This window comes from Thermococcus aggregans, from assembly GCF_024022995.1.
In the GTDB taxonomy this organism is placed as follows: domain Archaea; phylum Methanobacteriota_B; class Thermococci; order Thermococcales; family Thermococcaceae; genus Thermococcus_A; species Thermococcus_A aggregans.
On the sequence record NZ_CP099582.1, the window covers coordinates 77,868 to 99,171 of the forward strand.

The following is a 21,304-nucleotide window of genomic DNA, read 5'->3' on the forward strand; positions in this document are numbered from 1 at the left end:
GTTGATTGAAGCGGAGCTTGTAGAAAAGAAAATAGCAAGGGATTACGGTTTCTTTAAGTTTAAGCTTCAAGAAGAGCTGGAGAAACCCGATGCAGGACAGTTCGTAATGCTAAAAGCCTCTGACGAGCCAATTCTCGCAAAACCATTCTCCATCTATTCCTACAAAAACAGAGAGCTCACCCTTTTTATAAAGCGCGTTGGGAGGCTAACTGGAAAAATATTCTCCAGCCCCATAGGAGGAGTGTTCTATGTAAGGGGACCCTATGGAGTGCCCTACATTGAAAAAATCAGCAAAGATAAAAAATACATCCTTATTGGAGGGGGAAGCGGAATAGCACCTTTGAACTTCTTTTCAGAGCTTTATCCAAGGCTCGTTTACAAAAAGCTCTACGGGTTTAGGGAGAAATATATAAGGGAGCTTTTCGAAGATGAGGATCAGCAAAACCTTGTAATAGAGGAAGAAAGTGGAAAGACCGTTGTAGATGTGCTAATGGAAGTCTATTCAGAAGAGTTCGGGATTCTAGCGTGCGGTCCAGTTCCAATGTTGAAAAACCTTCCCTCAGGTTCATACGTCTCCCTTGAGGCCATAATGGGGTGTGGAATAGGAGCTTGCAAAAGCTGCGCCGTAAAGACAAAGGAGGGCATTAAAACGGTTTGTAAAGACGGCCCACTCTTTAGGAAGGAGGAGGTACTATGGGAGTGGATTTAAGCGTCGAGAGGTTTGGAATAAAGTTTGAGAATCCGCTAATCCTCGCCTCTGGACCGGCGGGATTCGGTTTTGAGCTTCTGCAGTATTTAGATCTCTCAAAGGTGGGCGCAATAACCCTGAAAACCGTCACGTTAAATCCCAGAGAAGGGAATGCTCCTCCGAGGCTCGTTGATACACACGGAGGGATAATAAACTCCATAGGCCTCCAAAATCCCGGCATTGGGGAATTTATTAACAGTATTGCCCCAAGGCTTAAAGAGATCAAGACAATCAAGATTGGAAGCATCGCGGGATTCAGCGTAGAGGAATGGAAGGTTCTGGGAGAAGAGATGGACAAAATAAAAGAAATAAAGGCAATCGAGCTCGATCTTTCGTGCCCCAATGTAAAAGGAAAGAAGATGTGGGCCAAAGATGAGAAGCTCACCCAAGAAGCGATAAAAGCCGTAAGGGAATCAACAGACAAGCCAATAATTGCCAAACTTGCACCGGATGTTACCGGTATAGTGGGAATAGCAAAGAAAGCTGTAGAGGCGGGAGCCGATGGTCTGAGCATTGGGAACACGATAGAGGCTATGCGAATAAACATCGAAACCGGATTGCCCGTTCTCAAACTCAAAACCGGCGGCTTGAGTGGTCCAGCTATAAAGCCCATTACACTCGCAAGGGTCTTTAAAGTGGCCGAAGCTTTAGATGTCCCTATTATAGGAATTGGGGGAGTTATGAACTGGAAAGATGCTTTAGAGTATGCGATGGCAGGTGCATCGCTTATTGGAATAGGCACTGCCCTCATGATAAATCCCCAGTCTCCGCTCGAAATTTTAGAGGGCATTGAACGCTTCCTCAGGCAAAAGGGAATTGAGAGGTTTGAGGATATAGTCGGAATAGCTCACCGAGGTGGGTTCCGATGTTTATCAAAAAATACAGGAAAGCGAGGGATAAGAACGCTTCAATATTGGTAGTCGGTCTTGACAGCGACGTTGAAAGAATAAAGGGATTCGACAGCGTGCTGGAATTCAATGAGCACATTGTAAAAGAAACGGCTGACTTGGTTTGCGGGTATAAAATAAACATCGCGTTCTACGAGAAGCTCGGCTGGAAAGGATACAAGGAGCTCGAAGAGACGATAGAACTCATAAAAAACGAAACGGATTTGCCGATAATACTCGATGCCAAAAGAGGTGACATAGGGAACACCGCAAGGGCTTATGCTGAGGCGTATTTCGATAGGCTTGGAGTGGACTCGGTGACCGTTAATCCCTACATGGGGAGGGACTCAATAATCCCGTTTTTAGAGAAAGGACATGCGTTTATTCTGCTTCTAACGAGCAACAAATCCATTGGAGACGTTGAACTTCACGTCTATCCAAAGGTTCTTGAGCTCGCAAGAGAGCTGGAAAAGAGATACCCGAGCAAGGTAGGCATAGTGGTGGGGGCAACAAGAGAAGAATACGTAAGCGAAATCTCCAAAAGGAGCGGAGACCTTTCATGGCTAATTCCCGGCATTGGGGCTCAAGGAGGAAATCCAGAAATTCTCAGAGAATTGAAAGGGAAGGACGTTGTCGTCAACGTTTCAAGGGCCATCATATTTGCAGACAACGTGAGAAAAACGGCGGAGGAGTTTAGAGAGCTGCTTGCAAGGCAGTATTTCGATTAGATATACCCAAATTTTTCTAAAAGGTGCATAATTCCCTCCGCAGCACCTTCACCATAAGGCTTGCTCGTCACATAATCCGCTTTCTTTTTAAGAATCTCTGGAGCTTGAGCTACCGCAATCTTGTATCCCACGACTTCAAAAGCGTCAAGATCGTTTTCGCCATCTCCAATGTGAGCGACTTCCTTTGGGGTTATGCCCAAAATTTCGCACGCCTTCTTCAATCCTTCTCCCTTGTTTACGTGAGGCTGCTTTACGTGTATTGCGTATCCGCTATCAACCGCAACAAGATTTAAACCGAGTTCTCTTATAATCTCCCTAACGGCCTCAACGGGCACGGTTCTTTTTAGCACAAGTCCTGCTCTTCTCTCGCCGAATTTCATTGTGTCGCTCATCTCTGCTTGGGGATAGCGTTTTTTAAGTTCGCTCCACAAGATCATAGAATCTCCCATATCTCCAAGGAAAATTCTGTTGTTCTGCTTATCCCCTATAACACCTCCATCTTCAGCTATAAACGGCCCACTCGTCCCTATTAAGATGCTCGCAGTGTAAGCAAAGCATGCGCTGTTTCCGGTAACCAGCATAACGGGAAGTCCAACTTCTTCTGCTTTCCTAATTGCTTCAAGGGCTTTTTCATGAAGTTTTCTATCGGGATACGTTATCGTGCCGTCGATATCTACAGATATCGCCTTAATCTTCATCTTTCTCACCCTAATGGTCTTTCATGATTTCCCTCAAAAGGCTTGTGGCATAAACGCCCTTGGGCAAGAAAAATCGGAAGATAAGCCCCTCATCAAATGCCCTGTATTTGAACTTCTTGGGCTTTATTAGCAGTTCTCTCCTCCCACCAGGCTCTGCCAGGATTTTTAGGTGCTTCATTTTAAAATCTTCAAGCGTTATCCCTTCTTCTTCCAGCACTTCCCTCTCAATTCTGCCCATTTCCCCGTCGGCAAGCCGTGATGCAAATCCGAAAATTGGGCCCGTAACCATAGCTTCACCAGCTTTAATCTTTTCGTTCACAAACCTAAGAGTTCTTTCAGTAACTTTGAATGTCTTGCTTCTTATGGGAAGCCCATTCTTTACTTGACATACAATATCCCCCGGAAGGGCTTCATTGAGAGGCAGGCCTTCTTCAATTCTCCTTGAGAGCACTTTGTTGAAAAGATAAGACTGATAGGAGTGTATGAATATCCTCACTATCGGCCTTGGAAGGACTGCAAAGGCTTTTTTCCAGCTCCTTGTTTCCTTGTATTTGTATAGCATAGCTCTCTCGTATCTTAAAAAGTTGGGGAACTCTTCTAGAGCTTTTTCCACGTCCCCACTTTCCAAAAAGTTTTTCCTCGCTTCATCTCCCATCATTTCACCAGTGTACTCTCCCAAAAACTTAAACGCCGCTTCTTCGAACTTCCCCTTCAAGAGGAGCTTTCCTACCTCGTGGTTAATGACCCTTTTTTCTCCAAAACGCTGGTAGCCAAAATAATTTGGAAAACCTCCCTTGAGTTTCAATTCGGCCAAGATTTCTTTAGTACGCTGCAGAGCAGTCTCGGGATCAACGTCCCTCACAACTATCCGAAAGTAATTTCCAAGAAGCATACCAAGTTTTAGTCTTCTCCCATATCCCACGAACTTCAATGATATGTCTTGGATATTCAATGAATCAAGCCGGCTTTTTATTTCTTCCAGATTTTCCGTGCAGATGCTGATATACTGGTAAGTAACTGCATGCCTATCTTTAGTGCCTGCAAATCCAATGGATTTGTAATCTATGCCGACTCTCTTTGCTATCTCTTTTATAGCCGCCATTGTTTCCCAGTTTCGTTTCTTGAGGAGATATATTAAGCAGCTGTCCCCTTTAAAGACGCTCTTCGGAATTTTTTCCTTCACTATAAAGTCCTCTGGGTAAGTTTTAATCCTCCCACCTATCCCTGGGAGTGAGCTCAAATACTTGAACTGAGCAAAAAATTCCTTATAGTCCATTTTTACCACTCACAGGAGCTTTAAATTTCCAGTAACCTTATCAACAATCTCTTCCGGTGCGGGACCAATTGCAAGACACGTTATTGTTCCAGGTGGAATTTCCGTTAAACCCGCGTCTCTTATCAATGCTGTTGGAAGACCTAGCTTTTCTGCCTGAGCCTTTAGCTCAAAAAGTTTTTCTTCGCATTCCACTTTCACTACAACTTTCTTCTGTCCCTCATTAAACCATGCCTTAAACCATTCTGGTTTCTCTTTGTAAGCTTTGAAAGCCGCTGTAACTGCTCCATGGGCTACCTGAACTGCCAGTTTTCCTTTACTGAGCTTTAGATCAGTCCTAACTACCATGACCTGCTTATACTTGAACATCCTTCATCCCACAAATAACAAACAAAAAAGGTATATAAAAGTTAAAGGTTTAAGAAAAAGAGGTTAAGGTCGTGATTCCTCAGTAGCTTTTTCTTCGAGCTTCAATGATTCCTCTTTCTTAGGCAGTCCTCCAGGTCTTCTCTTCCTCTTTCCAAGCTCTTTAAGGACTTTTTCGTACTTTGATTTGAGATCCATATAGCTGTAAGCTAGGACTGCTGAAGCTATGAGGAATAAGACAGTTAAAATTGGCCACCAGTTAATGCCTTTTTCCGGAGGTAGGTAATAGGAGCTTATATCCTTGAGCTTCTCTGCAAGCAGTTCCCTTGTTTTGTTGTCCACTTTTGCCAGAGTCGAATTTACATATTCTGGGAGCTCCTCTGGGGATGGGTAGACTTTGACTTCCTTAATTTCCACTGCTGGCGGGAGGGAGTTAACAATCACAAGGTTTCCAAAATTCTCTTCATGCCAGTTGCCAAGTGGGTCTTGGTAAACCAGCATTGCACTTATTATGGCATTATCTGGCTTTAGAATCGCATACTCGCTTTCTAATGTTTTGGTTTCTCCTGCCTTCACATCCCCTACAAATAGTTCTGTCTCACCGTCAAGGCTATCTGGAAGGAGCAGTTTAATTGTAGCATTTTTTATGAATTCATATTCAGCGTCTTTGCCTTCAGCAGAGACTGTGAACTTAAGCTTCACGGTCTTCTCCTGAGTATGGACATATGTGCTCCAGGTTCCATTGAAAGCTTCTCCAACTAAAGAAAGCTTTGGTAGACCATAAACGATGATCTGATTGATTGTATTTGATTTTATAATTTTCTTTTCTCCAGCTTCGTTGTAATACTGGACGTTCACTGTATCGAGCTTATAGCTTCCTACTTGGGTTGGTTTCAGCGTGTAAACTAGAACGGGCATTTTTGTAAAAGCATCAAGCATTTTTAGGTTCCAAGTTCCAATGCCACTTCTCAACTCAAAGCCATCTGGTATGGGAGCGGCAACATTAACATCAAATGCCTTACCCTTCCCTTGGTTTTCAACGTTGACAAAGACTATAAGCTCGTCTCCACCGAGGAGAAGCTCAGTCGAGCTGACGCTTAGTTCAACTTTTATGTCTGCTTCCCTAATGATTGGCTGAACTTCGGAACCTTGTGGGGCATACAATCTAACCTTCGTACGATTGTAACTTAAATCGACACTGTTCGGGGGAATTTCTACTCTGATAGGTACCTGAGATAACTGATACCCCGAGCCCTCTTTTACGGTAAACGTCTTTATTGGCTTGTTGTCCTTGTCAAAGACGCTGAAACTCGAGTAATATCCAACAGAGTTAAGCCTTAGCTTGTAAGTAGTTTGATTGATGCTGAATGTTAGTATTTCCCCAACATAAAGGATATCGTTATAGATAAGTTCTGTAGGCTCAGCGCCGACTTGCTGAGATTGCTCTTCACTAACTTGCGCTCTCTTTACTTGAAGTGAAGTTGCCGCATATTCTGGAATCCATATATCAAAGCTAACCTCATCATTTTTTGTAGAACTCTTGAGGTTTAGGTAGACATAAGGATAGTACGAGATTGTTTTTCCTGAAATCTCGGTAAGCTTGTATGGGATGCCGTAGCCCTTGCCTTCCGTAATAGTCTGGGTAATTGTTTCATAAGGAAGGGTTATCTGGAATTTGGCACTGTCGTCATACGCTTCCACTACCTTTATCTTGATTTCTGGCAACCAAGAAGGCAATTGGTAAGTTTGTCCTTCACTTAGGGTTACGCTCTCCAGTTTTTTCAATGGGGATTCAAGTCTGAGGTACATCGTTTTTTCATCCGATTTTATCCAAGCAACTTTGACATAAAACATTGGATTGTCTTCAGTAGGAAATGGATAACTGTCTCCAACTCCAAGCACGGGAGTGGCACTTGGTTCACTTTCACCTTTTTCATAGATGTGAACGTTTACCTTAGTCCAAGAAGGATTAACATCCGCAAACTTGATTTCGTAGTTCCCAAAAATAACTGAATCCCCAAGACCAAGCTCTATTAGAGTTACTTGGGCAGTTGAGGGTACTGCTGATTTAACAAGTGGCACAACAGACAGAATTAATAATCCAATAATGAGGACCGCAACTTTTCTCATCGTTTCCTCCTCCAACAAATTTGTTTTCTAAAACCATAAAAAGATAAAATGGTATAAAGCTCTTATGGTTCTAACCGTCTCCTATCCCTTGGGAATAGGATAACTTCCCTGATATTGTTCAAGTTGAGCATCTGCTTGAGCAGTCTCTCTGCCCCGAGACCAAAGCCTCCATGAGGCGGCATGCCATAGCGGAATGCCTTAAGATAGAACTCAAAGCTCTCTACATTCAAGCCCTTTTCTGCAATTTGCGCCTTTAGTTTCTCATAACGGTGCTCCCTCTGTCCTCCGGAGGTTATCTCTACTCCCCTATACTCCAAGTCAAATGCCCTCGAGATTTCAGGCTTGTCATCGTATTTCATTATGTAGAATGGTTTTGCCTCACTTGGGTACTGGTAGATAAAGTACAGATCTTCATCGTAGGTCTCTTTTACGTACTGACCAAGGAGCTTTTCTCCTTCAGTATCGATGTCTTCTCCCCATGGGATTTCCTTTCCAAGATCTTTGAGTATCTCAAGGGCTTGAGTGTATGTTATCCTCCTAAAAGGCAGTTTTGGTTCCTCAAGCTCGAAGTTTAAAATCTCGAGTTCCTTTTCGTTGTGCTCTCTAATGTAGTTAATCGTATAAGCAACGAGCCTCTCAAGGAGCTGCATAACTTCTTCCTCGCTCTCTATAAAGGCCATTTCAGCATCAATGCTCCAAGCTTCATTTAAGTGTCTTGTTGTGTTATGTTCCTCCGCTCTAAAGATTGGGGCTATTTCAAACACTCTGTCCAGTCCAGAGGCCATCATAATTTGCTTGTAAAGCTGTGGAGATTGCGCCAAAAAGGCATCTCTTTCAAAATACTTTATTGGGAAAAGCTCTGTGCCTCCTTCAGTTGCTGTGGCTATTATCTTGGGTGTGTGGATTTCGATAAAACCTTCTTGGTAAAAGAAATCCCTTACTGCCCTAAAAACATTTGAGCGTATTTTGAATATTGCCAAGACCTCGGGTCTTCTTAAATCCATAAACCTATTGTCGAGCCTTGTGTCAAGCTCAGCCTTAACCTTCCCTGTAGGGTCTAATGGAAGAGGAGATTCAGCTTTTGCTAGGATTTCAATTTTTTCTGGAATAATTTCGAACCCAAGCTTGGCCTTTGGTGTAAAGTTAACGACACCTTCAACTGCGATTACGTCTTCGTTGTTGAGCGTTGGAATAATGCGGAAAATTTCTTCACTTACTTTCTTTTTTGGAGCTGTAATCTGCACTATACCTTCCCTATCCCTCAGCCAAACGAACTTTATTCCACCGAGATCTTTGACTTCATGAACCCATCCTGCAACTTTCACTTTTTTCCCATTTAACTCTTCAGTTATTTGGCTCGAATAATGGGTTCTATACATACCTAAACCTCCAATAAAATTAGAAGTCAGATGAAAGATATCTTGACATCAGTACCAGCTATCTTTGAAAGGATGTCTTCCAGAATCTCTTGTCTCTCGGGAAGCTTCTGCTTGTCTCTTCTCATCACGAGCACTTTGTAATACTGCCCCTGTGGGGAGTATACAATGTTAACTCCAAAGACCCCCGCAGGGTATAGAAGATCCGTTGCGAGTTTCTTGAGATCCTCGGTACTTTTGATTTCTCTGCCTTCAATAACTCTAACTCTCTTTCCGAGTTCTCTCATGAGGAGCTTAATGTTTTTGCCTCCCTTCCCGATAACGAGGGGAACGTTTCCCTCCCCGACCATTATCACAACTAGGTCTCCTGCCTCAACGGCTTTCTTAAACTCAATGTCAGCGTCACCCAAGAGTTTATAGAGCATTCTTGATATTTTAACATCAAGCTCAGAAATCACTCCCTCTTGGAGCTTCTTTTCATCTGCCGGGCACAAAATATCCTCCGTTTTTAGACATACCTCACAGATTGGCGCTTTCATTAGCCCACCTCCTAGTTATTTGCAAAAAATGAACATGAGCTAACACTCTTTTGCAGATATTATTTAAAAACCTTATCCCCTTACAAAAGAGCCAAAATCGTAAGAAAATTAAGGCAAATATCGGCTCCTTAGAGCGTTCCTTCAATCTCCTTGAGGAGTCTCTCGATAAACTCTTCAACAAATTTGTGCCTTCCTTCAGCTAATTCCTTCGCAGTTTTTGTGTACATTAAATCCTTGAGCTTTAATATTTTCTCTTCAAAGTGCTTTATAGAAGCGTCTATATCTCTTCCGTGCTCTCCCGAATACATGAAAACTCTCGCGACACCTATTGCCCCTATTGCATCAAGCTTATCTGCATCACTGAGGATCTTCGCCTCGAGCGTCTGGGGTTCTGGTGGCCTTGAGAAGCGGTGAGCTTCGATTGCATGAACTACTTCGTCGACTTTGGGATACTTGAGCGACATCAAAAACCTGCGAGCAATCTTTGCGCTCTCCTTTGCATGATCCTCAACAATCCCCTTATCTTCTAGAGGTCTAGCAATATCATGAAGCAACGCTGCCAAAGCCAAAACTTCCAAATCTGCTCCTTCTGCCTTTCCAATATGTAAACAGAGGTTGAAAACTCTTTTTACGTGGGAAAATCCATGTGTTCCTTCCCGTTCAAAGAAGTTTTTAGCCAGCTCTTCAGCCTTTTTAATCAGGTTTATACTCTCTTTGTCTTGTATGTATTCCTCGATGTTCATGCCACTTCACCCGATTTTATTTTCAACGATTGAATTAAGCATGGTTAAAAAGCTTTTATGGACTTCAAGAGGGATGCCATCAACGCTAAGCTCTGGTCTCTTGGTAATTCCATCTATAACTCCCGAAGAAACCAGGGCTTTCAAAACTTTCTCTTCTTCCTCAATCCAATCCTTTATCATGTTCTCCCCAAGTTCAACAGATACCTGAGCAATTAGTCCATAAGCACCCCAGTTAGACACTGCAGAGAGGATTAAAGCATCAACCTCAACAACGCTACCTATCTTTTCGCCAAATTTTATGTGCTTACAAACCAAGTCCCATATATTTCCCATACCTATTTCATTCCCACCGTCCCCAATTCCAATTGTGGGAATTCCAAGTTCTCTAGCTTTCAAAAACAGCTCATCAAATGGAGGTACTTCTATTTCTAGGGCGCTCATGGAGTAATACTTCCCGTCCTTGGCTCTGCCAGGTGTTTCGACGCTTACCAAAAGGGAATAGTTTTCTACCAAAGAGGCGTGAGCAAAGTCAATTTTGAAGTCTTTAAGAGCTTCTTGAATCTTTTTACACGTTAATATCTCAGCTTTTCCTCCTAATTTTTCAACGGTTCTGTAAAGTGCCAAGGCCCCAGGAGGGCCATCTGTTTCAGGTATCTGCATGGGAGGAATTGGAAAGCAGGAAACAATTAAAACTCTGTCAATGTTTTCCAAAAACAAAGAGGTAGCATTTTTTAGAAAGTCAAAGTTGCGTTTGCGGTATTCAAGATAAAGCCTAATGACGTTCCTTCCATAGAGATCGGTGTTTATTAGATGTGCTATCATACTTCATTCCTCGATTTCGTATGCTATTATCCTAACTTTCTTACCTTTTATTGTCTCCTTGAGAAGCCACCATAGCTCGGTTGGAATTTCTTGCCTGTGGGTCAACTTATCACCGCTTTCAAGCTCTACAGTTTTTTCTTCATATTTGATGAAGATCCCCTCTTTATTGAATACCTCCCTCATCTTAAACCCCCCAGGATTTTTCTTAACTGATAAAGGCCCCTAATTTCAAAATCTGCAAAGTTATAATCTTCCGATTCATCCCTATTTATCCATACTGCAAGCATTCCAACATTTTTTGCCCCATAAACATCTTGATAAAGATTATCCCCAATCATCATGGCGTCCTGTGGATCAACATTTAGTTTCTCACAGGCATATAAAAATATTTTAGGATCGGGCTTTACGGTCTTTACGTCGTCTCTAGTTACAACCACATCAAAGTACTTATCAAGCTTCGTTATTCTCAGCTTTAACTTCTGGTATTCTGGACCGCTGGTTATTACACCGAGCTTGTACCCTTCCTCTTTTAACCATTCCAGAGTCGGCTTCACGTCAGGGAAAACACGAATCTTGTGGGGATATGCCCTCAAGAGTTCCTCATATTTAAAATTCAGTCCAAAGCTCTCAAAAAAGAAGTTCCAGTCATGCCATTCGTAAGTGTTCCTTCTCTCAGAAAGCTCTCTAAGGAATTTTAATCGAGCGTCTCCTCTGGAAATTCCCAACTTTTTTGAAAGCATCTCATAAACCTGTGGAAGAAAAAGCATCACAAGCGGCATTTCACTTAAAAGTGTTTCATCTATGTCAAAAAAGATGGCTTCCATTTTACCACCTCTTGATTAACAACGAAAGGATTTCCACATTATTCTCTAACCCCTCCTCCATTTTTATTCCCCATATTATATCCTTTTCTTTCAAGAGCTTTTGAAACGTTTCGAGTATTTTGTGGGCATAGCTCAGAGGAACTTTTTCACCTACTAAGATGTTTACCAAGCCTTTGTCCCATATTCCCCAGTGCCAGTCGAAATCAATTTTCCTCAAAAGGCGGAGTATACCTATGTTGCTTCCTTTTATCATAGTGAAGAAATCAGCGTAATCAACGTTAACCAGCATTTGGTTTTCCAAGTAGTAGTGGAGTCTTGTAAACATTAACCCTATGCTCCTAGCGGCCATTTGGAATGCCGAGTCAAGGGAAGAAGAAGTGTATTCATCTAAAAACTCCCACAGCGAGTCATAAAAGATTGTATCAAAGTTCTCTGCCCACAGGGGTTTTTCTTCGTGAACAAGCTCCTTTTGAGGGGTGAGAATATACGCTAATTTAAGAGGTTTTTCCGGCAGGTATTCGAGAATAACCTGCATTATTTCAATATTTACGGGCTTATTTTCAAGTATAAACCACAAAATGGTATCTTCCGGAATGTTATAGAATAAATCCTTGAGATTCTGACGAAAAGAAGACTTTCCAAGCAAATAATAAGTTGGGTTTATTACCACCTTTGAAGCTCCTTCTATACCAATGTTTTGAACTACCTTGCCCCCGTTGTTCCCAATTCCAATAAAAATGTAAGGAAAAGAGGACATGTAAATCACTCTAAGGTTGCATGCTTTTTCCTCATATCCTTCTCGGTCTTTTGGAACGTTGCCATTAGCAGTGCTATGACGCCATCCAAAAACAGCATTGTTGAGTCTTCAAAGAGTGTACCCATTGGAGCAATCCACTTGTATTCAGTGAGCATTTGCCTTGCTATGTAATCCGTTGGAATGTCGGCTTTTGTTCTTCCCGGAATTTCTACCACAACGTCGGCAAGTTTTCCGAGGGTTGAGTCCTTATAGGAGGTTATAGCAACAACTTTTCCACCCTGCTTCTTTGCGATTTCAGCAGCATCTACTATCGTTCTTGTTTCACCGCTTCCACTGATTGCAATTAAGAGGTCACCCTCCTCAAAAGCGGGAGTAATTGTCTCACCAACGACGTAGACGTTAAAGTCAAGGTGCATTAGGCGCATTGCAAAGGCTTTTCCAACCAAACCGCTCCTTCCAGCACCGTAGATGAATATCTTGTTTGCACTTATCATTGAGTCTATCATTCCCCTGACTTGCTCAAGCTTTAAAGAGTCAGCGACCATGTTTATGTGTTCGGTAATATCCCTAATTGCTTTCCTTATTGTGACCATGTATTCACCCCAGAACAGATCAAGTATTTTTCTGGTAACTTCTTCAGGATCCTTTGCCTTTGTTATTGCACTACCAACGATTACAATGGTAGCCCCCGCTTCAATAACCTTTGGGATTGTCTCTAAATTTAAGCCTCCCGCTACAGCAACTGGGACTTTTACAGCTTTTACAACTTTTTCTAAATCCTCCAAGGGGTTCTTCCCTTGAGCTTGCTCATCTATACCTGTGTGGACTAAGATGTAGTGCACACCCATTTTTTCAAGTTCTTTGGCCCTCTTCACTTTGTCTTTAACGCCAATTAAATCGACCATTACTTTTATTCCGTACTTTCTCGCAACTGCTACGGCATCTTTTATTGTTTTGTCATCAGCAACTCCAAGGATTGAGACTACATCAGCACCATGCCTTGCTGCCATTTCAACTTCAAGAGCACCTGTGTCCATAGTTTTTAAATCTGCCACAATTTTCCTGTCTGGGAATCTTCTCTTCATGAGTTCTACTGCCCTCATACCTTCTTTCTTTATTAAAGGAGTCCCTACTTCAAGCCAATGAGCTCCACCACGAGCAGCTTTCTCTGCTATGGAAATCGCCTGCTCAATATCAGTTAAATCAAGCGCCACCTGCAAGATCATCTTGACTTACCTCCTCGGTGATATTCAAGTTAACATCAAATTGGGTGCTTTTAACTTTAACTCTTCTACGACTAGATGGCAATTAGCTATAAATTTAAAAGGGACGACTCGAAAATAGCCTTGGGGAGAAGAAATGGTTACATTTATTCCTTTCGGAGAGAAACCCAATAAAGAGGGAGTTATGTATACTATAGAGTTACTAAAAAGGAACAAACTAATAGATGATTTTATGATAGTTGAATCAAATAACGTGGAGCTGCTCGCAGATAGAGTGCCACTAGACAAATGCTATATTATCGGGGAACATCTGGCAACATATGGAATAATCAAAAGGATAAAGCCTCCCTCTATAATAAGCATTGACGCCCATACTGATTTAATGCATGATTACCTTGACCATGGTTCTTGGCTCGCTTATGCTCTGGAGGAGAAAGCAGTAAACCGTGCAGCAGTAGTTGGACCTGTGTTGATGATACCAACAACTGAAGGGACTAGTTTATGGACAAGAAGGGTTAAAATTTTTCCCGCACTTCCGAGGAGCAAGAGATCAAGAGGAAAGTGGAAAGCGTATAAAAGCCTAAAAACATCTCCGATAGAGGAAATAATCGCTACCATGCGGAGATATCTTGGAGAAGAAATTTACCTAACAGTTGACATGGACGTTTTAAAGCCAGAGTACAAAATCGCCAGATTCCAACATGGCGAACTTAGCCTAGAAGAGTTGTTGGGGCTTATAGAGGAGATCAAGAAAAACTTCAAAATAATAGCATGCGATATAGCGGAGATTTCAGACAGGATAAAAAGATCAAAACTTGGAAAAAAAGCTTTAATTGAGGTTTACACAGCACTCATGGGTGAGTAAAATGGCACTAAGCGACAGAGAAATTAGGGAAATAATAACCCCACTTCTCTTATCTGGGGCAAAAATGCTTGATAAACATTGTCCAAAATGCGGATCCCCTCTCTTTGAACTAAACGGAAGGGTTTTTTGTCCAATTTGCGAGCACAGAAAAAAAGAAGAAAGTACAGAATTAAAGAGTATTGAAGAAAGTTTACTGGAAAAGCTGAAGGTATTGGCAAATAACCTTCCCGACGACATAGATGAATTAAAAAAGCACTTAGAAGTTATGAAAATGATAGTAGAATTGTTGGAGAAATATAAGAAGATGGAGGAGATAAGATGAAGCACCTGAAAATTTTAAATGTTTTGACAAAAGAAATGACAACTGAAGAAATCGCAAAAGAGACTGGCATGAGTTTAGCTGAGACCAGAAGATTCTTACTCAGACTTCGGGAACAGGGAAAGGTTGAAAGCTTCGAGAGAGACGGAAAAATCTTTTGGAAGTTGAAAGAGAAAAGCAAAGAGGAGGAAGAGTTCAAGTATATCTAAACTTTCTCTGCTTTTTCCCAATATTCATTGAATTTTCCTTTAAAGAGCTCAACTACTCTGAAGTCTTTTATCCATACTTGGGTTTCGTAATTGAAGTACCTTGCTGCCAAATCTTCCAAAGCAAAGAACACTTCCTCGTCACATATTAGCATGGGGAGTTCTATCTTGTCAAGCACCTTAAGTTCGAGCTTTCCTTCTTTGTAGTAGTCCATTAGTTTTGATGTCTCAATCCTTGGAAGCATCTGTTTGGACACTATTATTTTTGCTTTAACTCCCCTATCGATGGCCTTTGTTATCTCCTCGTCAAGGTTTGCCGCAATGTAACCATTGTCCGCCAGCAGTATTTCTTTTTCAACTTCTTCAAACATCTCTTGAGTCTTGAGAGTCGAGTTCCTGATACCCCTGACTACCCATACTCTCTCGACACCATATTTAGGAACTTCAGTTTCTATTAGTGGGGTCATTAGTTCTAGGAGCTCTTCCTTAGCTTTTTTCTTGGCTTCAAGTTCTTCTTTGACTCTCTCTTGCCAGTCCTCAATAAACTTCTCAAGAACGTTTTTAGGATGTACTGGTCTGTACTTGTTAGCTTTTCCTGGCTGGCTTAGTGCAAAACCTTTCTTTTCCAAACTCCTCAAAACGTCGTAGGTTCTTGGAGCTGGCACTTCTGAAACGCTTGCAAGCTCTGCTGGTGTAAGAACTCCGAAGCCAACTAGTGCAACGTATGCCCTAGCCTCATATAAATTCAGTTCAAAATGTTCCTGCAAAAGTTCTACCATTCTTTCTTTCACCATTTTAATCACCTCTTATATTTGTAAAATAGCCAACAATCTATATAAATTTTTTCTTATTGGGTTTAGTTGCACTTTTTCTAATTGTAATTTTATTTTGACTGCATAAATATGCAATTTTGTTACTATTAGAGTAGTTAAGAATACACAACAGAACACGTAACATGAATTTATGTATAACTTTATTATAGCTTAGTGTGTTTAAACAAAGTGCACGCTTTACCTAGTCTTCACTTCCCAAAACTTTATAATGCTGTCGAACTCTCACCATCATGACGGCAACATGTACGCCGAAAATTATAAAAGATTTGAGCAAATTATAAATAGGTTGCGAGAGTTTGAAGGTGTTATCCTCGTGGAAGGAATGCGAGACGAGGTAGCTTTACGGAAATTGGGGGTCAGAACGGAGATAATCAAGCTCTCCCGCTTACCATTGGCGGAGATTGCCCTAATAGCCTCTCACTATCATGATGTCATGATATTAACAGATTTCGACAGAAAAGGTGAAGAACTTGCAAGAAAGCTAGTCCAATATTTGGAAGGGTATAAGTGCAGAGTAGATACAGAGACGCGAAGAGAGCTCAAGAAGATAGCAAAAAAGGACATTAAGGGCATTGAGGATCTGTACTCCCTTTACCTTCGTGTTAGGGATCTCCGTTTCTGACCCCCGAAAGGAGGGGTAAGGATTGAAAAGAAAAAAGGCCACAATCCATCAAATTTTGCTTGAGAAGCAAAGAATGTTAAAAAAGAAAGGAGTAGAAGGTGATAGCATGGCTGCAAAGGATGATTTTGGAACAACAAAATATGTAATTCACGCAGAATTCGAGGCCAACGGTATTGTGGAAAGGCCTGATGTTGTAGGTGCTATTTTTGGACAGACTGAAGGTTTGCTTGGAGATGATTTGGATTTAAGAGAACTTCAAAAAACTGGGAGAATAGGAAGAATCAAAGTTGAAGTTCACACAAGGGCTGGAAAAAGTTACGGAACAATAACAATTCCGTCCAGCTTAGACAGAGTTGAGACTGCAATATTAGCAGCTGCCTTAGAAACAATAGATAGAATAGGACCTTCAGAAGCCAGAATTAGAGTAATAAGAATCGAGGACGTCAGGGCAACGAAGAGGAAATACATCATAGAGAGAGCAAAGGAAATACTTGAAACCCTTATGGAAGAGGAAATTCCAGAAACACAGGAAATTACTGAGGAGGTCAAGAAGGAAGTAAGAGCCAAGGAGCTCATTGAATATGGTCCAGAGAAGCTTCCAGCTGGTCCGCATGTGCCATTCTCAGATTCAATAATTGTGGTTGAGGGCAGAGCGGACGTGCTTAATCTCTTAAAGCATGGAATCAAGAACGCCATAGCCGTTGAGGGAACATCCGTGCCAGAGACAATAATAAAACTCAGCAAAGAGAGAATCGTTACAGCTTTCACAGATGGAGATAGGGGAGGAGAGCTAATATTAAAGGAACTTCTCCAGGTGGCAGATATTGATTACGTGGCTAGAGCCCCAGAAGGAAAAGAAGTTGAAGAATTAACGAAGAAAGAAATCATAAAGGCACTAAGAAGCAAAGTTCCAGCAGAGCAAGTTATAAATGAGCTCTTTGCCAAAGGAAAGAGCTTTTACGAAATTGTTAAGGAGAGAGAACAACAAAGAGCCAGCCAGCAACAACCCGCAGAACCAAGACAAACAGAAAAGGCCGTTGAACCTCAAAAAGAAACCGTAAGAGAGACAAAAGTTGAAGTAAAGCCCCCAGCGAGGGAAGAAAAGTTTGTAAAGCCAATACAACCGCCCAAAGCTCCCGAACTAGAAGAATTCAAGGGATGGATTGAGAAAGTGAAAAAGGACTCCACAGCAATTCTCTTGGATGAGAACAAAAACGTGATTGCAGAAATACCAGTAAGAGACTTGCTTACCTCCCTAAACGACAAAGAAAACGTGCACGCAATAGTGTTTAACGGGATTATAACCCAGAGACTTATCGATATAGTAAGCGAGAAGGGAGTCAAATACTTAATAGGCGCAAGAAAAAGCAATGTTGTTAGAAGACCTATAGATCTTAAGATAATAACCTTTGCAGAATGAAATGCCTCTTCTTCTCTTTTTTATTTACATTCCATAACCAGTCATAACCAGAAATTGCTTTTTAAAATGAGTTTTTATAAAAAATAAAAAGAGTCACTTCTTGGCTCTCTGGAGCCTTGCCTCTTCAAAAGCCTTTGTCCATTTGAGTTTTCTCGGGTTCCTACCCATGAAGAAGTACCTTTCGCACTTCCTGGAGCAGAAGAAGTATACTCTTCCATCGTTTCTGACATACATCTTTCCAGTTCCCGGCTCGAATTCCTTTCCACAGTATGAACATACGTTCCATCTTGCCATTTACATCACCTTCTTGCCTTAATTTCTCTTGCTTCTCTTTCTGTCTCTCTAAGGATGACTATGTCACCAACCCTGACTGGACCCTTGACGTTTCTTCTAATAACTCTACCCTTGTCCATTCCTTCAAGAACGCGAACCTTTACTTGAGTAACCTCACCGGTAACTCCAGTTCTTCCTACAATCTCAATGACCTCTGCGGGATATCCCTCATCTGACATCTCTCACACCTCTAACCAAATTATAATAATGAAAGCTCGCTTATTTCAAATGATAGTAAGGAAAGGGGAGCTCACTTAGCGAGCTCCCTTACTTTCATTGCAATTTCTTCAACGAGTTCGCGAGCCTTTCCAGGCTCGATTATAGCAACGCTTGCGGCTGCGACTTCAATACCAGCAGCAGCTCCAAGTTCCTTCTTGCTTGGAACATAGATGTATGGTATTTCCTTCTCCTCACAGAGAGCTGGTAAGTGGGCAACGATCTCTTCTGGGTCAACATCCTCTGCAATTATTACAAGCTTTGCTTGTCCTCTCTCAACGGCTTTTGTTGTCTCGTTTGTACCTTTCCTAATTTTTCCGGTATCTCTTGCAATCTCAACTGCCTCGAGTGCTTTTTCCGCAAGCTCCTTTGGAACCTCAAACTTTACGTAACTTGGCTTCGCCATTTTACATCCCTCCAAACTTCATCGTTCATCGAGTCATCAAGTTAGGGAAGGATACTTGCTTTTTAAATCTTTCCTTCTTAAGAAAAGCAAAAAGAAGAAAAGTGGGGAAGTCACCCCTCATATATTATGTATTCCTTATCTGCTATAAACACTGGCTCGACTCTTATTCCCCTTATCTCTACTTTATCTCCGTATTCGCTCTTGAGTTTCTCTATATAAGGCTGCACAACTTTTGGAAGACTTGCCTGTCCTTTGAAGTAAACTTCCCTATTGGAGGTGCTTAGCCCACTTGCAATTTTTTCATAGTGGATTATATCCATATGGGGTTCAAACGCAGCCTTGGGGTCATCCCTACTCTCCCCCTGAGTCCTTACCAGGTATATAACTGTGGCCCTAAGGTAAAGGTCTAGCTTAGAGTAGTCCTTTCTGAACCCAGCTTTCAATTCAAGTTCTCCGCTTTGTCCATCATTCAACACTCTTATTGGGCTAACAATCTTACCGTTTACCTTGGGAGCTTCTGTAAGAGCTCCAACGGGACCTTTCTGGATAAGAACGAGCTGGTATTTTGTGGCGTTTGGTACTTTGAGTGTAACCTCTATTGGGGTCTCGTTTAGATAGTTGATGTTAACGTTTTGGGCTATGATTTGTTCACTTACGAGGTTATTCCCATCGTAAGCCCTGAGCTTTATAGTAGCGTTTTTAACGTCTCTTCCAAATGCAGATATGTAAAGCTTGGCCCTGTACTCTCCGGGAGTAAGCTTTGAAACTGATTTCCAGGTGTTGTTTTCATAAATCTCGATTTTATAAACCCCAAATGGGACGAATTCATAAGTTGCCAAATCTCCAGTGTTCTTTACGAGCCTAAAGTTGGAGAGTAGCTTTTGTGTAAAGTCTGCTTCAATGCTTACGGGAACACCAAATGCGAGCTTTAGGAAGTTGCTTGTTGCCACTTTATAATAAACAGCCATCGCATAGTTCGGGAATACATAAACCACATACGGAAAGTCTCCTTTTCCTTCAATAACTTCCCCGGTTTGTATAATTACCGTCTGTACGGGTTCTCCTTGCTGGTTGCCCACTGTTATTACTGCCTTTTTCTGGCCTTCTTGCTCCACTATATGGAGTTGAAGCCCGTAGGGGCTGTAGAAAGCGTTTTCTCCGATTTTTTGCGTAAATGGTAGTATCATGCCCCTGTTGTCTCTTTCCTCCCTTGTTATTACTCCACCAAGATAGCTTATAGCGTTAAACTTAGCCCAGTCTTGAATCCATGCAATAAAATAGTTGAGCTGCCAGCTTTCGAAATCAACTTCACTCTTTGTACCATCGTTTGCCAAAAAGCGTGCTATTATGTAGTCTCTATCCCTCGCGTGACCTCCATCCGCACTTGCCCTCCTATTTCCAAGGAGAGAGCTTTCAATCCAATAGCCGTAATCCCACCAAGAAGTAGCGGTATCGTATTCGTTCGTGTTCTCCCTAAGCCACTTGAGGGTTTCTTCCCAGCTTGGACTTACTGCCTCTCCGCTAACTTTCGCTGAATTGTAGGTAGTGTTTGCTCCCACTACAGGAATTGGGACAAACAAGATGATTAACAATAGAGCATAGAGGGCTTTTGTCGATGCCTTCTCCTGCATGTTTTCCACTATCTTAAACAGCTCTCCAATAAGAATTCCAAAAGTTAGCAAAACCGCTCCTGAAGCGAGGAATAGGAACCTTACTGCTGTCCACATAAGGTATATTGAGAGTCCGTAGAAGACCAAAATGAACAAGCTCTTCTCGTCCACATTGTTCTGCGTTAAAGCCCTTAAAAACCTAAATACAACTATTGCAATTCCAATAAGGGAGAGGAGGAATAGTGTTCCGTCGGTTCCTTTTATTGAATAGTACCTTTGAACATCGTCCCATTTCGTCTTTGCAAGCTCCTGAACAGTCTCGTAAACCTGAGTTGATTGATAGGCACCGCTCATGAGTGAGAATAGCTTTGGACCCACATAAAGGTAAGCCCCAGTAAAGCCTAAGAGCACTACAACTGCAACAACCGCGAATCTGTGGGTTTTGTCAGAGTAGTTGAGATATTTGCCGCCATAAAGCATTATTGCCGTGAGTAGCATCAAGCCGAGGAAAGCCTCAAAGGCGAACTTTATATGTCCCCCAACCTTCACGATTCCGCTCGGAGTCAATGCATAGCCGAGGAGCAGTATCGCCAAATACGCAGGGTAAAATTCCTTAACAAACCTCTTTACCTCATCAATCTTCCCAAAGACAAACGCCACAATTACATACACGCTCGCAAACCCCAAGAGCACCATGAGACCAAATGGGGAACCATTCCATACCGAAAGCATCGTAACTCCGGAGGCTACGAAGAGGGCTCCGAATACAGATTTCCTTTTGACATCTGTGGATTCGAGGTAATACAGCATGAACAGAACGGCATAGATAAAGAACATCAAAAACGGCCCATCACCTCTGGCGTTTCCTGAAAAGGTTCTTGTCCAGTGTGCTATTGAGAACATCATTGCTAAAGCTGCCCAAAGTCCTGCCCATTCTGAATGGAGTTTTTTCCCTAGGAAGTAGACCCCGATTATGCTGAAAAACCCAACAAGCGGTGGCCACATCTTGAATACCTGTATCATTTCCAGCCCAAACAGAGAGAGGAACTTGTAAAGCAATGCTGGAATTATGTATAAACCTAGAGGCTCCCCAATGAGAGCACCAAACGGGGCATCAGCTAAGGGATAATACTTGGGAAGCCATTCCTTTATTGCAAGCTTGTATATCTCAAAATGATAGAACGTATCGGGATCTATGAAGTATTTTGTCTCTCCCGTTACAGCTCTAATCTTGTAGCCGATAAAGGCAATAATCACCACAAGCACGGGAAAAACGTAAAGCTTGATCTTCGAAAAATCTAAAGAGGAAGATTTTTCGCCTTTAGTTTTTTCTTTAACCTTTGTTCCAACCATATCCAAT

At 42.0% G+C, this 21,304-nt stretch carries 24 protein-coding genes and 1 pseudogene; 8 read left to right on the forward strand and 17 right to left on the reverse strand.

Going from position 1 to position 21,304, the window contains the following annotated elements; translation table 11 throughout:
* Position 1 precedes the first annotated feature (1 nt).
* Genes NF865_RS00475 through pyrF form a run of 3 tightly spaced genes read left to right on the forward strand, consistent with a single transcriptional unit; the run spans position 2 to position 2,363 of the window.
* On the forward strand, positions 2 to 709 hold the full coding sequence (locus tag NF865_RS00475; protein WP_253304699.1) for an iron-sulfur cluster-binding protein: 708 nt from the start codon (positions 2 to 4) through the stop codon (positions 707 to 709).
* Positions 694 to 1,668: a dihydroorotate dehydrogenase gene (locus NF865_RS00480; protein ID WP_253304700.1), complete on the forward strand. Its 975-nt coding sequence runs from the start codon at positions 694 to 696 to the stop codon at positions 1,666 to 1,668. Before NF865_RS00475 ends, NF865_RS00480 begins: the two co-directional genes overlap by 16 nt.
* On the forward strand, positions 1,614 to 2,363 hold the full coding sequence (gene pyrF, locus NF865_RS00485; protein ID WP_253304701.1) for an orotidine-5'-phosphate decarboxylase: 750 nt from the start codon (positions 1,614 to 1,616) through the stop codon (positions 2,361 to 2,363). Before NF865_RS00480 ends, pyrF begins: the two co-directional genes overlap by 55 nt.
* Here pyrF and NF865_RS00490 read toward each other — a convergent pair.
* From NF865_RS00490 to hxlAB, 12 genes are all read right to left on the reverse strand, one after another.
* Positions 2,360 to 3,061 (reverse strand): phosphoglycolate phosphatase, encoded by a 702-nt coding sequence (locus NF865_RS00490; protein ID WP_253304702.1) that lies wholly within the window; start codon positions 3,059 to 3,061, stop codon positions 2,360 to 2,362. The two genes, pyrF and NF865_RS00490, sit on opposite strands and share 4 nt — an antisense overlap.
* A 10-nt stretch (positions 3,062 to 3,071) precedes the next feature.
* Positions 3,072 to 4,337, reverse strand: a complete 1,266-nt coding sequence (gene truD / locus NF865_RS00495) for a tRNA pseudouridine(13) synthase TruD (protein ID WP_253304703.1) — start codon at positions 4,335 to 4,337, stop codon at positions 3,072 to 3,074.
* 9 nt (positions 4,338 to 4,346) lie between these two features.
* Entirely contained in the window at positions 4,347 to 4,703 is a 357-nt protein-coding gene (pth2, locus tag NF865_RS00500; RefSeq protein WP_253304704.1) for a peptidyl-tRNA hydrolase Pth2, read from the reverse strand.
* A gap of 63 nt (positions 4,704 to 4,766) precedes the next feature.
* Positions 4,767 to 6,830 carry a COG1361 family protein gene (locus NF865_RS00505; RefSeq protein WP_253304705.1) on the reverse strand — a complete coding sequence of 688 codons (2,064 nt, stop codon included), beginning with the start codon at positions 6,828 to 6,830 and terminating at the stop codon, positions 4,767 to 4,769.
* Between the two features lie 62 nt (positions 6,831 to 6,892).
* Positions 6,893 to 8,209, reverse strand: a complete 1,317-nt coding sequence (gene aspS, locus NF865_RS00510; RefSeq protein WP_253304706.1) for an aspartate--tRNA(Asn) ligase — start codon at positions 8,207 to 8,209, stop codon at positions 6,893 to 6,895.
* 26 nt (positions 8,210 to 8,235) lie between these two features.
* Entirely contained in the window at positions 8,236 to 8,745 is a 510-nt protein-coding gene (locus NF865_RS00515; RefSeq protein ID WP_253304707.1) for a KH domain-containing protein, read from the reverse strand.
* 128 nt (positions 8,746 to 8,873) lie between these two features.
* Positions 8,874 to 9,488 carry an HD domain-containing protein gene (locus tag NF865_RS00520; protein ID WP_253304708.1) on the reverse strand — a complete coding sequence of 205 codons (615 nt, stop codon included), beginning with the start codon at positions 9,486 to 9,488 and terminating at the stop codon, positions 8,874 to 8,876.
* A 6-nt stretch (positions 9,489 to 9,494) separates the two neighbouring features.
* Entirely contained in the window at positions 9,495 to 10,310 is an 816-nt protein-coding gene (locus NF865_RS00525; protein ID WP_253304709.1) for a DUF4392 domain-containing protein, read from the reverse strand.
* A 3-nt stretch (positions 10,311 to 10,313) separates the two neighbouring features.
* A complete protein-coding gene (locus NF865_RS00530; RefSeq protein WP_253304710.1) occupies positions 10,314 to 10,493 on the reverse strand; it encodes a hypothetical protein in 180 nt (59 codons plus the stop codon).
* On the reverse strand, positions 10,490 to 11,134 hold the full coding sequence (locus NF865_RS00535) for a TIGR02253 family HAD-type hydrolase (RefSeq protein WP_253304711.1): 645 nt from the start codon (positions 11,132 to 11,134) through the stop codon (positions 10,490 to 10,492). Before NF865_RS00535 ends, NF865_RS00530 begins: the two co-directional genes overlap by 4 nt.
* 1 nt (position 11,135) lies before the next feature.
* Positions 11,136 to 11,891, reverse strand: coding sequence for an FtsZ/tubulin family protein (locus tag NF865_RS00540; protein ID WP_253304712.1), 756 nt, complete (start codon positions 11,889 to 11,891; stop codon positions 11,136 to 11,138).
* Between the two features lie 5 nt (positions 11,892 to 11,896).
* Positions 11,897 to 13,117: a bifunctional 3-hexulose-6-phosphate synthase/6-phospho-3-hexuloisomerase gene (gene hxlAB, locus NF865_RS00545; protein WP_253304713.1), complete on the reverse strand. Its 1,221-nt coding sequence runs from the start codon at positions 13,115 to 13,117 to the stop codon at positions 11,897 to 11,899.
* Positions 13,118 to 13,250: 133 nt separating this feature from the next.
* On the opposite strand from hxlAB, the gene NF865_RS00550 reads away from it, so the two are divergent.
* Genes NF865_RS00550 through NF865_RS00560 form a run of 3 tightly spaced genes read left to right on the forward strand, consistent with a single transcriptional unit; the run spans position 13,251 to position 14,507 of the window.
* Entirely contained in the window at positions 13,251 to 13,979 is a 729-nt protein-coding gene (locus NF865_RS00550) for an arginase family protein (protein WP_253304714.1), read from the forward strand.
* Position 13,980: 1 nt separating this feature from the next.
* On the forward strand, positions 13,981 to 14,301 hold the full coding sequence (locus tag NF865_RS00555; protein ID WP_253305689.1) for an Sjogren's syndrome/scleroderma autoantigen 1 family protein: 321 nt from the start codon (positions 13,981 to 13,983) through the stop codon (positions 14,299 to 14,301).
* Positions 14,298 to 14,507, forward strand: coding sequence for a winged helix-turn-helix transcriptional regulator (locus NF865_RS00560; protein ID WP_253304715.1), 210 nt, complete (start codon positions 14,298 to 14,300; stop codon positions 14,505 to 14,507). The genes NF865_RS00555 and NF865_RS00560 overlap by 4 nt, the downstream gene beginning before the upstream one ends.
* Here NF865_RS00560 and trmBL2 read toward each other — a convergent pair.
* The gene (trmBL2, locus tag NF865_RS00565; RefSeq protein ID WP_253304716.1) at positions 14,504 to 15,298 is read right to left on the reverse strand and encodes an HTH-type transcriptional regulator TrmBL2; all 795 of its coding nucleotides are present in this window, start codon (positions 15,296 to 15,298) and stop codon (positions 14,504 to 14,506) included. The two genes, NF865_RS00560 and trmBL2, sit on opposite strands and share 4 nt — an antisense overlap.
* A gap of 280 nt (positions 15,299 to 15,578) precedes the next feature.
* On the opposite strand from trmBL2, the pseudogene NF865_RS00570 reads away from it, so the two are divergent.
* Positions 15,579 to 15,978, forward strand: a pseudogene (locus tag NF865_RS00570) (toprim domain-containing protein).
* A gap of 3 nt (positions 15,979 to 15,981) precedes the next feature.
* Positions 15,982 to 17,379, forward strand: coding sequence for a DNA primase DnaG (gene dnaG / locus NF865_RS00575; protein ID WP_253304717.1), 1,398 nt, complete (start codon positions 15,982 to 15,984; stop codon positions 17,377 to 17,379).
* A gap of 93 nt (positions 17,380 to 17,472) precedes the next feature.
* Here dnaG and NF865_RS00580 read toward each other — a convergent pair whose 3' ends face one another.
* The 4 genes from NF865_RS00580 to NF865_RS00595 all read right to left on the reverse strand — a co-directional run bounded on the left by NF865_RS00580 (position 17,473) and on the right by NF865_RS00595 (position 21,297).
* Positions 17,473 to 17,673, reverse strand: a complete 201-nt coding sequence (locus tag NF865_RS00580; protein WP_004067239.1) for a 50S ribosomal protein L24e — start codon at positions 17,671 to 17,673, stop codon at positions 17,473 to 17,475.
* A gap of 5 nt (positions 17,674 to 17,678) precedes the next feature.
* A complete protein-coding gene (locus NF865_RS00585) occupies positions 17,679 to 17,891 on the reverse strand; it encodes a 30S ribosomal protein S28e (protein ID WP_253304718.1) in 213 nt (70 codons plus the stop codon).
* A 71-nt stretch (positions 17,892 to 17,962) separates the two neighbouring features.
* Positions 17,963 to 18,334: a 50S ribosomal protein L7Ae gene (gene rpl7ae / locus NF865_RS00590; protein WP_253304719.1), complete on the reverse strand. Its 372-nt coding sequence runs from the start codon at positions 18,332 to 18,334 to the stop codon at positions 17,963 to 17,965.
* A 110-nt stretch (positions 18,335 to 18,444) separates the two neighbouring features.
* On the reverse strand, positions 18,445 to 21,297 hold the full coding sequence (locus NF865_RS00595; protein ID WP_253304720.1) for a peptide transporter: 2,853 nt from the start codon (positions 21,295 to 21,297) through the stop codon (positions 18,445 to 18,447).
* Positions 21,298 to 21,304: the final 7 nt, after the last annotated feature.